The 15,720-nt window shown below is 67.4% G+C and carries 10 protein-coding genes; 4 read left to right on the top strand and 6 right to left on the bottom strand.

What is annotated here, in order from left to right; genetic code table 11:
- Positions 1-56 precede the first annotated feature (56 nt).
- The 4 genes from rsmG (at position 57) to ACIHA7_RS25485 (ending at position 6,645) form a co-directional block, all read left to right on the top strand.
- Complete coding sequence (gene rsmG / locus ACIHA7_RS25500; RefSeq protein ID WP_397293462.1) at positions 57-845, top strand: 16S rRNA (guanine(527)-N(7))-methyltransferase RsmG; 789 nt, start codon at positions 57-59, stop codon at positions 843-845.
- Positions 846-3,545: 2,700 nt separating this feature from the next.
- Positions 3,546-4,502: a ParA family protein gene (locus tag ACIHA7_RS25495; protein WP_397293855.1), complete on the top strand. Its 957-nt coding sequence runs from the start codon at positions 3,546-3,548 to the stop codon at positions 4,500-4,502.
- 70 nt (positions 4,503-4,572) lie between these two features.
- The gene (locus ACIHA7_RS25490; protein ID WP_107653492.1) at positions 4,573-5,592 is read left to right on the top strand and encodes a ParB/RepB/Spo0J family partition protein; all 1,020 of its coding nucleotides are present in this window, start codon (positions 4,573-4,575) and stop codon (positions 5,590-5,592) included.
- A gap of 318 nt (positions 5,593-5,910) precedes the next feature.
- A complete protein-coding gene (locus tag ACIHA7_RS25485; RefSeq protein ID WP_135237720.1) occupies positions 5,911-6,645 on the top strand; it encodes a GNAT family N-acetyltransferase in 735 nt (244 codons plus the stop codon).
- Between the two features lie 69 nt (positions 6,646-6,714).
- Here ACIHA7_RS25485 and ACIHA7_RS25480 read toward each other — a convergent pair whose 3' ends face one another.
- The 6 genes from ACIHA7_RS25480 to ACIHA7_RS25455 form a co-directional block, all read right to left on the bottom strand.
- Complete coding sequence (locus ACIHA7_RS25480; protein WP_397293461.1) at positions 6,715-7,908, bottom strand: N-acetylmuramoyl-L-alanine amidase; 1,194 nt, start codon at positions 7,906-7,908, stop codon at positions 6,715-6,717.
- A 188-nt stretch (positions 7,909-8,096) separates the two neighbouring features.
- Positions 8,097-8,450 carry a thioredoxin gene (trxA, locus tag ACIHA7_RS25475; protein WP_147139870.1) on the bottom strand — a complete coding sequence of 118 codons (354 nt, stop codon included), beginning with the start codon at positions 8,448-8,450 and terminating at the stop codon, positions 8,097-8,099.
- 106 nt (positions 8,451-8,556) lie between these two features.
- Positions 8,557-9,543: a thioredoxin-disulfide reductase gene (trxB, locus tag ACIHA7_RS25470; RefSeq protein ID WP_397293460.1), complete on the bottom strand. Its 987-nt coding sequence runs from the start codon at positions 9,541-9,543 to the stop codon at positions 8,557-8,559.
- 153 nt (positions 9,544-9,696) lie between these two features.
- Entirely contained in the window at positions 9,697-10,542 is an 846-nt protein-coding gene (locus ACIHA7_RS25465) for a hypothetical protein (RefSeq protein WP_397293459.1), read from the bottom strand.
- Between the two features lie 103 nt (positions 10,543-10,645).
- The gene (sigM, locus tag ACIHA7_RS25460; protein ID WP_397293458.1) at positions 10,646-11,320 is read right to left on the bottom strand and encodes an RNA polymerase sigma factor SigM; all 675 of its coding nucleotides are present in this window, start codon (positions 11,318-11,320) and stop codon (positions 10,646-10,648) included.
- 256 nt (positions 11,321-11,576) lie between these two features.
- The gene (locus ACIHA7_RS25455; RefSeq protein WP_397293854.1) at positions 11,577-15,458 is read right to left on the bottom strand and encodes a murein biosynthesis integral membrane protein MurJ; all 3,882 of its coding nucleotides are present in this window, start codon (positions 15,456-15,458) and stop codon (positions 11,577-11,579) included.
- Between the last annotated feature and the right edge of the window lie 262 nt (positions 15,459-15,720).

Below are 15,720 nucleotides of genomic sequence, written 5' to 3'. Positions count from 1 at the left end.
CGTGTCCGGCACCTGATTGTCCGTTTGTCGCCGTTGATCGATTCGAGTTCGGAAGGATGTTTCACGTGGAACGAGATCTCGGTGGAACCACCGCGTTGCCTGCCGAGCTGGAACCGCCAGCCGCGGCTGCCGCGGTGTTCGGCGACCGACTCGATCTCGCACGCCAGTACTGCGCGGCCCTCGCGACCGCAGGCGTCGAGCGCGGGCTCATCGGCCCCCGCGAGGTACCCCGTCTCTGGGATCGGCACATCCTCAACTGCGCGGTGATCGGCGAACTGATCGCCGAAGGTTCTTCCGTGGTCGACATCGGCAGCGGCGCCGGCCTGCCCGGCATCCCGCTGGCCATCGCCCGCCCGGACCTCCGCATCACCCTGGTCGAACCGCTGCTGCGCCGCACCATCTTCCTGAGCGAGTTCATCGAGGCGGCCGGCCTCGACGTCACCGTGGTGCGCGGCCGAGCCGAGCAGTCCGGCGTCATGAAAGAAGCAGGCGGCGCCGACGTCGTCACCTCCCGCGCCGTCGCCCCCCTCGGCAAGCTCGCCCAGTGGTCCCTCCCCCTGCTCCGCGACCACGGCCGGATGCTCGCCCTCAAAGGAGTCAGCGCCGCCGAGGAACTCGAGCGCGACGGCGAGGCACTCACCCGAGCCGGTGCAGGCAACACGATGGTCGTCGAATGCGGCACCGGCATCGTCGCCACCCCCACCCTGATCATCAGCGCCGAACGACTCCCCCGCGCCGAGCGGACGCATCGACCACGGAGCGAGAAGGCGACCGCGCGCCGAGAGGCCAGGGCGGCGAAGCGCGCTGACAAGCCTGCCGTGGGTCGGATCCGGAAGGCGAAGTAGGAAGTCGGGCGTTGCGATTCGCGTGTGAGTCGTCTGGCTCGGTCGGTTTCACGTGAAGCGTTGGGAGTTACTGCTCCCCGCAGCGAAGGTGTCTGCCGCGTGCGCTCCCGCGGTTCCTGCCGGTGTATGACCTGATCGGTATCACCGCGCGTGGCCGGGTGCGCCCGCACGTTCGATAGTCCGCAGGCGTGCCGGATCCGCGAGTGCATCGCCCATCCCCCTCACCGGTCGGAGGCGAACCCATCGCCGATCGGAAGAGTGGCGGCGGAAAGAGCCCATTCGCCGATCAGAAGAGCGGCGGCAAGATGCCCATTGCGCGGATCTCGCGGCCGCCATTCGTCGGGAACGGTTTCTCTGAGCCCACGCGATGCGCCTTGGCCGGACTCGGGTCTCGGTATGCCGAAGGTCTGCGAGGGCCGACCTGAGGAGTTCGCTACTGCATCGTCATCGCTAACAGCACGGACAGTTTCCGCAGAGCCTCCCCGCGATGGCGGAGCAGCCGCACGGGTCGTTTGCTGGCTCGGTTCTCGAACCAGCGGACAGAAGGACCGACTGGCGCGCACCCGGAGCGTCGGCGCCGGAATCGATCGGCTGCGCGGGTCCGCCGAACTGTTTGTTGGGGAGTGGCGTTGCTGCGCGAGCGCGCGCCTGGGTTGGTTCAGGCTCGTCGGTTTACCGGGGCTGGATATTAGTGCGTTCTCGGTAAGCAGTTTGTGCGCCCATGCGGTGATGGGATCCGTAGGTCGTGCGTGGCCCGACCGCTGTCCCAGGAGTGCCGAAGGGTTCGCGAACGAGGTTGATGCGGATCGGTGTGCTGAGGTACGACCGTCGTCCTCGGCCATTGGCCGAAGGCATCCAAACATCAGCGGATGGACTAGGCCCGCAGTCCAACGGGCATCGGGCCAACGGGCCAACGAGTCCAAAAGTCCGCTGCGGATACGACTGCGGCGGCGCGTTCGGCCTCCGCGGGTCCGCGGGCCTACAGGCTTACGGGCCTACGGGCCCAAGGGGCCGCTGCCGGACGCGACTGCGGCGGCGCGTTCGGCCTCCACAGGTGCGCGGGCTTGCGGGTTCACGAGCTATCGGGTCCACGGGCCTACGGGCCTACGGGCCTACGGGCCTATGGGCCTATGGGTCCGCTGCCGGACGCGACTGCGGCGGCGCGTTCGGCCTCCGCGGGTGCGCGGGCTTGCGGGCTTGCGGGTTATCGGGTTCACGGGCGGGCCTACGGGGCCGCAGGGCCGCGGGGCCGCAGGGCCGCGGCCGGACACACGACGTCGGTGGCGCGTTCGGCCTTCCGCGGGTCCGCGGGCTCGCGGGCTTGCGGGTCCACGAGTCATCGGGTCACGGGCCATCGGAGCCATCGGGTCCGCTGCCGGACGTGACTTCGTCGGCGCGTTCGGCCTCCGCGGGTCCGCGGGCTTGCGGGCTCACGAGTCATCGGGTCCACGGGCCTACGGGTCCGCGGGTCCGCGGGTCCGTAGCCACGGAGCCTCCAGCCAACTGGCCAACTGGCCAACGGGTCCACGGATCCGCTGCCGGGCATGACTTTGGCGGCGTGTTCGGCCTCCGCGAGTCATCGGGCCGCCGGGCCGCCGGGCCGCCGGGCCGCCGGGCCGCCGGGCCGCCGGGCCGCCGGGCCGCCGGGCCATCGGATAGTCGGGGCGCCGGGCCATCGGGCCATCGGGACACGGGGCCGCCGGTCCTACGGATCCGCGAGTCACGGGTCTATCGGGCATACATGCCCATATGCCTACGGGCCATCGAGCCATCGGTACTGCAGTGCCGTTGGTTGTGGACTGGCGCGTGAGTAAATGTCTGTGGTGGGCGGCCGCTAGTCCTTTCGCTGCGCCGAATATCGGCACGGCGGTTTCACATGAAGCATGCGGGGCTTTTCGCGTTTCGAGCCGGCCCCTCTCCTTGTTTCACATGAAACAGGGAACGTCGGGGTTCCGGATCCGATGATGATGAGATGGAGCCGCGAGCCTCAGGACTCCTGGGATGCGGGGTCACGTGACGCATTGCTGTGCGGGAGGCGGTGAGCCGCTCCTTCGGCGACGCGGGCCGAACAATGGGTGCGGATGCGCCTTACCGATGTGGATGTATCCAGGCAGTCGACTCGAACGTCCGAAGCAACTTGTGGATGTTTCACAGGAAACGCAGACTGCCGTTGCCTCCCGTACGGCCACCAGCCTCGTGATTGGAGGAGTCGGTTTCACATGAAACAACGAGCCGACGCGCGAGTCGCTTCATCGCCAAGTTCGGCCGAGGCGAGCTGTCCAGTGGGTGCCGAGTCGAGCCTCACCCCGGACTTCCCCGCGGCGATTGGACCAGGCAACCCCTTGGCGGACCCGTGTTTCATGTGAAACATCGGAGATCGGTGGCCGAATGGGGACAGATTGGCGTGTCCTGGGTACATTGCCGCGATTCAGCTTTCCTATCCCGCTCGCGGCTGGCAAGCTAGTGGGCGTCGGGCGTGAGCGTAGGTGCCACGGAGGAATTGGTGTCGCGACGAGAGCTCCGCTCGGTCGATCGGGCGCCGCGAACCCGGTTGAGCATCATGTTCGAACCGACACAGCTGTTTGATGACACGGCGCCGACGCTCGTCGGAAGCGTGATCTGAAGTTCTCGGGTTAGGAGCTGTCTATGTCGAGCGGTCCGGCGAATGTTTCACGGGAAACTACGTCGCGCGTGCCGGGAATGCTGGACTCCAGCAATTTCGACACGGAGACATTCGGAAGCACACCGTTTGGGAACATCTCCCCTAGCGAGACCCCGATCGCGGCCGAAGCACAACGCGCCAGCCAGATTCTCCATCCAGGAAAGGTGACAGTGCCGAAACCGCACGAGCAACGCATCATCACCATCGCCAATCAGAAGGGCGGCGTCGGCAAGACCACCACCGCGGTGAATCTCGCGGCCGCCCTGGCGCATCAGGGGATGACCGTCCTCGTGATCGATCTGGACCCGCAGGGCAACGCCAGCACCGCCCTCGGCATCGAGCACCATTCGGGTGTGCCGTCCAGCTACGAGTTGCTCATCGGCGAGGTGTCGGTCAGGGACGCGATCCAGCAGAGTCCGCACAACGAGCGACTGCTGTGCATCCCGGCGACCATTGATCTGGCGGGCGCGGAGATCGAACTGGTGTCGATGGTGGCCAGGGAGGGCAGGCTCAAGGCCGCCATCCAGGAGGCGAACATCGCGGGCTACGACATCGACTATGTGATGATCGACTGCCCGCCGTCGCTCGGCCTGCTGACCGTCAATGCGATGGTCGCGGCCAAGGAGGTGCTGATCCCGATCCAGTGCGAGTACTACGCGCTGGAGGGTGTCGGGCAGTTGCTCCGCAATATCGGGCTGGTGCAGGCGCACCTGAATCCCGATTTACACGTGTCGACCGTGATCCTCACGATGTACGACGGCCGGACCAAGCTGGCCGACCAGGTCGCCGAGGAGGTGCGCGGGCACTTCGGTGACGTGGTGCTGCGGTCGGTGATTCCGCGCAGTGTGAAGGTGTCCGAGGCGCCGGGCTACGGAATGACGGTGCTCGATTATGATCCAGGCTCCCGAGGCGCGATGAGCTACCTCGATGCCGGACGCGAAATGGCGGCCAAGGCGACGGCGTTGGCGCATGCCGTGGCCGAAGCCGCGGAGTGAGCTGGCTGGATGAGAGCCGGGTCGGCAAGACCCGGTTTGGTGGCGGAACGAGGAAGGGGTCTGTAGACCGATGAGTCAGGCGAAGAAGGGTGGGCTAGGGCGCGGTCTCGCCGCGTTGATCCCGACGGGACCGGCGGCGGCGCCGGGGCTCAGCAGTCAAGCGGCCAGCGTCATCGGTCTGGATCCGATCGGGCCGCAGCCTGCCTCGGCCTATCTGCATCGGGTCCCGGACCCGGCGGAGGACGACCTCTCCCCGGGCGGCGCGACCTACCGCGAGATTCCGCCGGAACAGATCGAGCCCAACCCGAAGCAGCCGCGCCAAGTGTTCGAGGCGGAGGCGCTCGACGAGCTGGTGCACTCGATCAAGGAATTCGGCTTGATGCAGCCGATCGTGGTGCGTCGGGTCGAGCCGGGTGTCGACAAGTATCAGCTCGTCATGGGCGAACGCCGGTGGCGCGCTTCGCAAGTTGCGGGTCTGGCCGCGATCCCGGCGATCGTCCGGGATACCGCCGACGAGTCGATGCTGCGCGACGCCTTGCTGGAGAACATCCACCGGGTGCAGCTCAACCCGCTGGAAGAGGCGGCGGCTTATCAGCAGCTGCTCGAGGAGTTCGGCGTCACCCATGAGGTGCTGGCCGATCGCATCGGCCGTTCCCGCTCTGCCGTGACCAATATGATCCGCCTGTTGAAGCTGCCGATCTCGGTGCAGCGTCGGGTCGCGGCGGGCGTGCTATCGGCCGGACACGCGCGTGCCCTACTCGGGCTGACCGCCGGAGCGGACGCGCAGGAGGAGCTAGCCAAGCGCGTTGTCGCCGAGGGGCTCTCCGTGCGGAGCACCGAGGAGGCGGTCATCCTGGCGAACCAGGAGACGACGCCCGCTCCGGACCCGGCGGCGCCGCCTACCCCGCAGCGCAAGCCGATTCACATGCCGGGTTTGCAGGATGTGGCCGACCGGTTGTCCGGTTCGTTCGACACCCGCGTCATCGTGAGCATGGGCAAGCGAAAAGGTCGGATCGTCGTCGAGTTCGGCTCGGTCGACGACCTCGAGCGGATCGTCAGCTTAATGGAGCAGAGCAAGCGCGATTTGTGACAGAAGTGACCAAAATAGACTTGTGAATGCGACGGGTACGAGGCCGGAGCTGAAACGTCACTGTGACGCAGACGCTTTCGTGAGTTAGCGAAGCACACGAACCGCCCGAACGGACCAGCACAAGTTCTTGACCAACAGCACAGCGACGTGGAATGAGGCGGGTTCTCTTGATCGCTTATTCTTGCTGGCAAGAAAATAGTGGTGCGGTGTGAGTGAACGAACCGCGTGTCAGTGTGCCCCGCGCGCACTGGGGCCGAGCGCAAGCGAGGCGGCGACATGAGTGTGGACGAATCGGACAGCTGGAGGCTGAGCAGAGCAGTGTCGACCAGCGTCACGGCCCTAACCCTCGGCGGGCTCGACAAGCTCCCCGCGCACTCCCGGCGCTGCGTGTTCTGGGAGATGGATCCCGCCGTCGCCGAGGACTCGCGCGGCTTCAGCGACCCGGTCTTCGAGAAGGAGGCTTGGCTGTCCACCGTGCTACTCGAGTGGGGCTCCTGCGGGCAGGTGGCGAACGTCGACGGCAATGTGGCGGGGTGTGCGCTGTATTCGCCCCCTAGCGCCGTGCCGCGAGCCACCCTCTTCCCCACGTCGCCGGTAAGCCCGGACGCGGTCCTGCTGACCACGCTGCAGGCCGAATTTCCCTATCAGGACGCGGAGGTTGCCCACCAGTTGATGCAGGCTGTGGTGGCCGATCTGGTGCGCCGCGGCGTGCGCGCGCTTGAGGCGTTCGGGATTCGTTCCGATCCGCCCTCGCAGGCGCTGTCGGAGCGCTTCGGCTCGATGACGCTGATGGAGCGAATCATCTCGCCGATCAAGGGTTCCGGGGCGAACGCGCCGGGTTCGAAGACCGAGTGCTCGCCGGAGACCTGCATGATCGAGGCGGACTTCCTGGAGGAGGTCGGCTTCAAAGTGGTCGCGCCACACCACCGTTTCCCGCGACTGCGCCTGGAACTCGACTCCGATCACTATTGGAAGGAAGACGTGGAGCGCGCGCTCGATCAGCTGCTCGCCGCCGCGGCGATGACGCCCCCGGCCCGAGTGGGCGTTCGCTGACACTCGCTGGACGAGGACAAAACAGAGCCCCTGCCGATCCGATCGGCAGGGGCTCTGTGCTTCGACTGACTACATACGGTCGGCGGCGGCGAGTTCCTCCGCCAGCAGTTCCGCGAAAGTGTATGTGCCCGTTGGCTGGTCGTCCTGCCCCAGCAGGTACAGCCGCTTGACCGAGATCAGGATGGCCTCGGCGATCACGTCACGCATACGCGGATTGGTGAGCACGGTGGCGTCGTATTCGTTTGTCAGATAACCGATATCGACCTGCACGGTCGGCATCTTGGTGAGCCGCAACAGATCCCAGGTTCTTGCGTGCGTCCGGCAGTCCTGCAGCGAGGTGCGCGCGACGACCTCACGCTGGATGAAGCCGGCCAGCACCTGCCCGATCATCGACACTGAGCCGTGCGAGTTGCCGAAGTAGAAGCCGGCGACACCGTTGGCCAGCGGACTCGGGTTGGTCGCGCAGCGCAGCGAGATCATCAGGTCGGCGTCGAAGGTGTTCGAGATCTCGGCGCGTTCCGCGTCGGTCGGGTTCTTGCCCCAGGACCGCGAAAGGAAGGTCTCCATCCCGGTGGCCGCCATCCGGCCTTCGAGCCGACTTGCCAAGTCCCACAGGATCTCCGACTCGTACACGTCGCCGAACTCGGTCGGTACCGGATGCCCCTTGTCGGGCCCGCCGAGACCGGGATCGATGATGATCCGCTTGCCGGTGAGCTGCGGCCCGGCCCGGTGCACTACTTCCTCCTCGGCGATCCGATGCGGATTACCGCCGGTGACGCGAGCGCCGAGCAGGTCGAGCGAGCGCAACGTATCCGGCCCGCAGATCCCGTCGGCGGCCAGCCCGATCTCACGCTGGAAGGAGGACAGTCCCTCATGCGTGTGCGGGCCGAAGTAGCCGTCCACCCGGTGCACGTAGAAACCCAGATCCTGCAGCTTGCGCTGCAGCGTCGCGACATCGTCGCCGTATAGCGGAGCGGAGAGCTGATAGATCAGCGTGCGGGCACCGAGCCGATAGGACGCCTCTTTCAGCGCCCGATAGGTGGCCGGGCCGACGACACCGTCGACGAGCAGTCCGCGATGCTGCTGGAACGCGCGGACCGCCGAGTCGAGACGATGATCGAAGGAGGCCTCGGTGTCTTTCCAGTACTCGCGGGCGTCGGCGTTTTCGGTATCGACGTGCGCGTGTAAGAACCCGAGACTTGCCAGGGTGCTCCGAACCTCTGCTACGGCTGGACCGCTATCGCCGTGACGAAGTCGGTGCATGCGTGAGAGCCCTTTCCTTCCGTCAATCCGGGTACCCACTCATGCGATGGGATACATCTTCGCACGACCGGCGTCGGTCGATTGTCTCAGACCCGGACGGGAATTCGGCATTCCCGGGTCCAGGCATCCTACGGCGCGTCGATCGATCTCGACGACCTTTGGTGCCTATGGCATCAGCGCGACAGGTGTCAGATTTCGCCGTCGAGTTCGCGCAAAAGGGCGGCTTTGCCCTTCGCTCCGACGATCTGTTTCACCGGCTTACCGCCGCGGAAAAGCATCATAGTTGGCAGCGACAGGATCTTGTAATCGCGGGCAGTGCCCGGGTTCGCGTCGACGTCCAATTTCGCGATGGTGAGTTTGTCCGCGTGCGTGCCCGCGATCTCCTCCAGCACCGGAGCGATCATCTTGCACGGACCGCACCAGGTGGCCCAGAAATCGACGAGTACGGGCTTCTCACTGAGCAGCACGTCGTCGGCGAACGAGGCGTCGGTGACGGTGATCGTCTTCTTGTCACCAACGGTGGTCTTGGCACTATCGGACATGGGTTTCTCCTTGCTGAATGCGGTGCACCCGTGGGCGTTCGTGGCCGGGGAAGCTCCCGCTTTAGGGCCCCGTCGCTCCGTTACCGGGCGACGGGGCCGCAGAGGGTCAGTTGGCGGGTACGGCGACGTTGTGGCCGGCGTGATCCAGGGTGTTGGAGCTGATGTCGCCCTGCTCGGCGAGCCAGCGCTCGGCGTCGATGGCCGCGCGACAGCCGGTGCCCGCTGCGGTGATCGCCTGACGGTAGGTGTGGTCGACCAGGTCGCCCGCGGCGAACACGCCGGGCACCTTCGTCGCGGTCGACGGGTGCACCACCTGGACGTAGCCCTCGTCGTCCAGCTCCACCTGCTCGCGGACCAGTTCGCTACGCGGATCGTGGCCGATCGCGACGAACAGGCCGGTCGCGGCCAGCTCCGAGGTCTCCCCCGTGCGGGTGTCGCGCAACACCAGGCTCGTCACGCTGGTGTCACCCTTGACCTCGGCGACCTCGGCGTTGAGCAAGAACTTGATCTTCTCGTTGGCCTTGGCCCGCTCGAGCATGATCCGGGAAGCCCGGAACTCCTCGCGGCGGTGCACGATGGTCACGCTGCTGGCGAACTTGGTCAGGAAGGTGGCCTCCTCCATCGCGGAGTCGCCGCCGCCGACCACGACGATGTCCTGGTTCTTGAAGAAGAAGCCGTCACAGGTGGCGCAGGCGCTCACGCCTCGGCCGAGCAGCCGCTGCTCACCGGGCACGTTGAGGTAGCGGGCGGCCGAACCCATGGCGAGGATCACGGCGTAGGCCTGGTAGGTCTCGTCGCCGACGGTGACGGTCTTGATCGGGCCGCTGAGGTCGAGCGCGTCCACGTCCTCGGTGCGGATGTCGGCCCCGAAGCGCTTGGCCTGCTCGCGCATCTCCTCCATCAGGTCCGGGCCCATGATGCCCGCGCGGAAGCCGGGGAAGTTCTCTACTTCGGTGGTCGTCATCAGCGCACCACCGAATTGGGTGCCTTCGAAGACCAGCGGCTGGAGCTCGGCCCGGGCCGCGTACACGGCGGCCGTGTAGCCGGCCGGTCCGGAGCCGACGATGATCAGGTCGCGAACTGGCGCACTCATGAGGCCCTTCCGGGGGAGAAATCAATGGACGTCTCGGTCAACAACAGGGTAATGGCTATTGTTCCTGCACCGGTCGGCTACCACGTGAGGTTCGGCTCAGTGCCGTGTGGGGAGCGCTGAGGCACCCGGGGCAACGATTGTCGGGTGCGTCACTCAGCCGATGTCTTGCACGGTCAACTGCTGGGGATCGCCTGTGGTGCAACCGGTTCCGACGACCAGCGCGGTGATTTTGGGGGTACGCGGGCCGGTGAGCAGGATGAGCACCGCGTCTTTGCCGTGAAAGCGCATGTTGTTCGAGCCCAGAATGGTGCGGTCCAGACCGTTGGCGCGCATGCAGCGCTCCCTGGCGGCCGCGCTGCCGAGCAGGCCGGTGGCGTCGTTGCGGCCGAGGGCGCTGAGCATCGCAGGCGCACTGAGATCCTCGCCGAGGTGGGCGACGTCGGAGGTCGGCTGCGCGATGGGCGGTGCGTCGTTGCCGCGCACCGCGGTGAGCGCGATCGAGGCGCAGGCGACGACCGCCACCGCGGCCGCCGCGGCGGTGAGCCAGCGCAGCCTGCTGCGACGACGGTCATCGAGGGAGATCGGCGCGGCGGGCGGAGTGGAAAGCGCAGGCGTTGCGGTGCTTTCGAGTGGTGCTGCGCCGTCTCGTGGTGCTGAATTTTCCTGCAGTGCCGCGTTTTCCGGCGGGGTCGAGAACGGCAGCCGATAGATGGTCGCGCCCGCTTCGGTGGGCTCCTCGTGCAGGTCGAAGCCTTCTACGAACTGTTCCAGCTCGGCGGCGAGGTCGGCGGGCATGCGGTGGATGATGCGGTCGCTGCGCCCGAGGGCGCGCAACTCGGCGCTGACCTCATCGAGCGCGTGCACGAAACGCAACGCCTCCCCGTCCTGCCGGACGGCGGGCCACAGCTGCTCGCGCAACTCGGGTGTCACATTGTCGGCGTGCAGGTCGGCGAGCAGCTCGGCCGAGAACGGAGGCTGCGGCACGGACCGGGTTGCCATCGCACCTCCAGTATTCTCATCTGACATCGCGGGGGTCCCCTCGAGGGTGGGGAACTACATGGACATCGTCTACGGGTTCGTCACTATTAATGACGCAGCTCAACTACTTCCGGTTCCCCGGATCACGTAGAAATTCCAGTCGTTCTTGGAGACGTTGCCGACCGCGGGCGCAGCGGCTCTTGATCGTCCCCTCCGGAACACCGAGCATAGCGGCGGCTTCGGCCACGCTATACCCCTCGAGATCGATGGCAACCAGAGCGGTGCGCTGGTCCGGCGGCAGCGCGAACAGCGCCTGGTCGACCACCAGCGACATCTCCATCTCGGCCACCGCGTCCCGGTCGTCGCGGGGTTCGGGCATCGTCTCGGGATCGAGGGAGACGGCCTTGCGGATCTTGTTGCGCCGGATCCGGTCCAGACAGGCGTTCACCACGATCGCGTGCAGCCAGCTGCGCACCTCGGCCTCGGCGCGGAACGAGGCGGCGGTGCGGTGGGCCGAGAGCAACGCGTCCTGCAGCGAATCCGCCGCGTCCTCGCGCGTATAGGAAGTGCGCAGGGCGGTTTGCCACAGATGATCGTTGTGCCTGCGTAGCAGCTCGGCGAAGGCGTGCCGCTGGCCGCCGACATGCGCCTGTAGCAGCTCGACATCGGTGTAGTCGGCGCCCACGAACGAGCGTTCGCGGTACGCGACAGACCGCGATGTCCCCCCGCGGAAGTCCTCGTTCAGTTCCGACGACAAAATGCTAACCCCTTGGACAGCGCTCACGGTGGCGACGGACATGGCTGACCATCACCGAAATTTCGCAGCATCCAGGATCGAAACACCAGAACCCGGGAAGCTCCCCTGCTGAGAGCGCCAGGAGATCATATCGTTCGTCGCGATTCGTCAGCAACTAAACGGGGGATGCGGTGGCAGACATCCTGCGGAGCGGGCAGGGCGCCACATGATTTCGCGAGCACCGGGGGTAACCCGCCGGATTCGGACTGACCGGGTCGATTCACCAGTCGTCAGTCGCCGGCCGCACTGCGGGGACAGCTCAAGCGGCAGCGTCGAAACGTATATCAGCGATCGAAGTTTGGAACTGACCACCGGAGTTTCCCAGTCCGGTGATCCAGACGAGCACATAGCGGGCGGCTTGATCGGCCCGTACCGGGATGTCGGTGGTTCCCTCACCCAGCTTGGCCGTGCCGATGAGCTGGGTCTGGTCCAAGGTCGGCTGCGCGGTGGGCGAGGTGCGGATCTCAACCGTGGTTCCCGGGCTCGGCGAGTTGATCGAGACGCTCGTCAACTTCGCCGGGCTCGGCAGCGTCGATAGCAACCCGACCCCCTTCTTGAGCGCGGGGAATTGCTGGAAGTACTGATCCGTGCGCCACAGGGTTGCGGGGTCCTGGTCGAGCACCGCGTTGACGTTGCCGACCCCGTCCGGGGTGCCCTCCGGCGAGAACACCGTCACGCCGGTCACCGGAATCGGCACCCCGCCCGAGCCGGTGGTCGGTCCGGCGGCCGCGGGGGTCGTTGGTGGCGCACTGTTGGTGGTGAGACCGATATTGCGTTGCTCGTTGAGCGGTGCGTCGGAGGCGCCCGGCGCGAACACGCTGACCATCCACCAGATCACGATGCCGACCACCAGCGCGGCCAGGATGCCGAGGCCGACCATGATCCACATCATCCGCTGGGATCTCTCGCGTTCGGCCGCGAGCAGGTCCGGGTCGGCGAGCGATTCGTCGGGTGCGGCAGGCGTGGCCCGCTGGCCGAGCCGTAACACCGGGATGAAATCGGTCTTCTGATCCACCACCGACGCCTGCTCGAGCACGTGCTGCACGGTCGCGGCGGTGCGTACGCCCTTGTTCGACTCCAGCGACCGCACCGCGACCGCTGAGATCTCGAAGGGCACCTCGGGTCTTATCTGGCGTGGCTCCACCGGTGTGCCGTCCGGGCCGAAGTCGGCGAGCCGCAACCCTCCGACGGTCGCGGCGGTGCCGGTGACGCCGCCGGAGCGGATCGGCCAGCGGGCGGTGATCAGCGCGTAGAGCATGGCGCCGAGGCCGCGGACATCGGACTGCGCGTCCGAGTCGGCGAGGGTGCCCGGGAAGGCGAGCACCGCGTCGCCGGTCGCACTGATCCGCACCCGGTCCGGGTGATCGATGGACAGCGAGCCGCCACCGCGATGGGCCAGTTCGGCAGCGGAGGCCAGGGCACGGATCGCGCGGGCGGCACCGATCGGTGAGGGCACCGTCTCGGCCATCTCGCGCAGCGAGCGACCCGGCGTCCACTCGGCCACCACGATGCCGCCGGAACTACCGCGCACCACATCGAGTACCCGGGCCAGGCCGGGTGAGTTGATCCGCCCGAGCCGCAGCGTGCGGGACAGAATGGCCTGCGGACCGTCGTGCCCGGAGTTCTCGCTGGCCTTCTGGTCGGCGTCGACGAAGGTCAGCGCGACCTCGCGGTCGAGCTTGATATCGAGCGCCTGCCAGAACTTGAGGCCGCGTGCGCCGCCGTGCCCGGCGAGCAGGCGGTACCGGCCGCCCGCCACCGACGCGCCGGGAATCAGCTTGGGGCCGCGCGGCGTACGCCGGGCACCGCCGCCGAGCGGCGGCATCTCCGGCGAACCGATCGGGATCATCCCGGTGTCGTACATCGGATCGCGCGCCGGTATCTGGCCCTGGCGATCGTGTGGCACCGCGTCGTGTTCCTGCGATGCGTCGTGCTCCGGTGTGGTCCCGTCGTGATCCCGAGCGTCGTAATCGGGCGAGCCGGTGCCGATCTCGCGGTTCGCGTACGCGGGATCCGACGGCTCTCCCCCGGGTGGCGGAGCGTCCGTCGAAAGCCCGCCTGCCGTGGTCGCAGAAGAATCAGCGGCTGGGACGCCGCCCACCGCGTCGTCGCTCACCCTCGGTCCTCCTTCGCCCTGGTATGTCGAGGTTCCGGCGATTTCGCCACTTGTGCTTCTCTGCCGAACAGGGTACGGGAACTCGCCCATGCCGGTGATGTCAACGGCATCGGCTCGGATCACGGGCAAGACCATGGTCTGAGCATCCATGTACGGGTCGTACCCAGGGTAGGCCAAATACGGATCTGGCCTGCGCAATACCTGAGTTGCGTACTGATCGTCGACGGGGCCGTCGAGATCGAGATCCGGCGCGGGCGGCGTCCAGCCGAGGCGGCGCGAGATCGCGACGGTGATCGCGACGATCTCCGGCACCCCGGCCAAGCGCATCAGGCCGAAGGCGACCGCGAACATGACGATCGCCGTGATGGCCACCCGAATCAACGAACCCGGTCCACCGAAGGATGCCGTCAGACGGTCCAGGCCGAGTACCCGGTCCACGATCCACATGACGGCCCCACCGGCCACCGACGCGAACAGGACCCGGGTAATGGTCCGGCTGACGTTCGACATGCGCAGGTCGCCGAGGCTGCGGTGCAGCAGCCACCCGCCGACCACCGCGCCGACCGCGAACCCGAGGCCGTTGGCGACGCCAAGCGCGATCACCACGTGCTCGGCGTCGGTGACCATCGGGGCGATCGCCGAGAAGACGATCTTGGCGGCGGTGATGCCGAGGATGATCCAGGTCGGGATCCACGCCTGCTCCCTGGCGTAGAACACCCGCAGATGAATCAGCACCAGCGCATAGGGAATCAGCGAGAACGCCGACCAGCTGACCGCGAGGCCGAGGCGCGAGGCGTCGTCGCTGCCGAAGTTGCCGTATCCGTACAGGGCCTGCCCGACCTGTGGTCCAGCCAGCGTCAGGAAGGTGACCACCGGAAGCAGGGCGATCATGGTCAATCGGGTCGCGGCGGACAGGTCGTCCACCACCGCGGGGGTGTCGTCGGCGGCGGCGTTGCGGCTCAGCCGCGGCATGATCGCCGTGAGCACGGTGACGCCGAGGACGCCGTAGGGCAACTGCAGCAGCAGCCACGCGTTGTTGTAGATCGCCGGGCCCGCCGCGTCGGCGTGCGAGGAGATTCGGGTGGCGAAGACGAAGCCGGCCTGACTGATCAGGACGTACAGGATGATGGCCGCGCCCATCCCGCCGAACTGCTTGAGCCGGTCGTCGACACCCCAGAGCGGCCGCAGATCGATGTGCTCACGCCGGATCGCGGGCACCAGGCTGATCGCCTGTACCACCACGCCGAGCGTGACGCCGACGCCGAGAACCAGCAGTTTCGGCTCGCCCATCCGCACCGGGTTCAGGCTGATCTCGCCCGGCATCAGCACGTAGAGCCCGAGCACCGTGAGCACGACCAGGTTGTTGAGCACCGGTGCCCACGCACCGGGTTTGAACTGCTGGCGGGTGTTCAGGATGGCCGTCAGCAAGGCGGACATGCCGTAGAACAGGATCGCCGGCAACAGCAGGAATGCCAGGGCCGTGGTGAGCCCGGTGTTGACCTTGCCGTCGTCGGACAGGAACACGTACGTGGTCAGCAGCGGGGCGGCCGCGGTGGCCAGCAGCGCGGCCGTGGCGAGCACGACGAAGGCGGCGGTAACGAGTCGTCGGACGAAGGCGGCCCCGTTGTCGGGGTCCTCCTGTTCCGCGCGCACCAGGGTCGGCACCACGATCGCGGTGAGCACCGCGCCGAGCACGAGTTCGGCGATCATGTTCGGGATCTGGCTGGCCACGGTGAACGCGCTGGCGATGGCCGGGCCGAGCACGGTGAGCAGCAGCAGCTGTTTACCGAAACCGGTCACTCGGCTGATCAGGGTCGCGAACGCGATCGACCCGGAGTCGCTGAGCAGTCGGGAACTCGCACTCGGCTTCTGCTCCGCAGCCTTGGTGGCGGCGGGCCACTCCTTGGTCCGTGGCCGGTTACCGACCTCGGCGGGCTCGGCGACGGCGGGCGCGGGTGCCCTGCGGCGCGGCGGCGGGTACGGCTCGGGCCGCGCTTGCGGCGGGGCGTACCGCGGCGGTGGCATCCGGCTGGACTGCGGCGGACCCGCGGGTTTCGGGGCGGGCTGTCCTGGTCGCGGCGCACCGGTCGGGATCGGTCCGGATTGACCGGGCGCCGGTCGCGCCTGGCGTGCGTCACCGGCCGGGCTTGCGCCGGGCTGACCGGCCGCGGGTCGCGCTGGGCGTGGGTCGCCGGCCGGGGTTGCGCCGGGCTGGCCTGGTGCGGGGCGTGCCTGGCGTGGGTCGCTGACCGGGATCGCACCGGATTGACCGGGCGCGGGTCGCGCT

Origin of the sequence: Nocardia sp. NPDC052316 (assembly GCF_044547795.1) — a bacterium.
Lineage (GTDB): Bacteria > Actinomycetota > Actinomycetes > Mycobacteriales > Mycobacteriaceae > Nocardia.
This window is presented reverse-complemented; position numbering and strand designations above follow the sequence as displayed.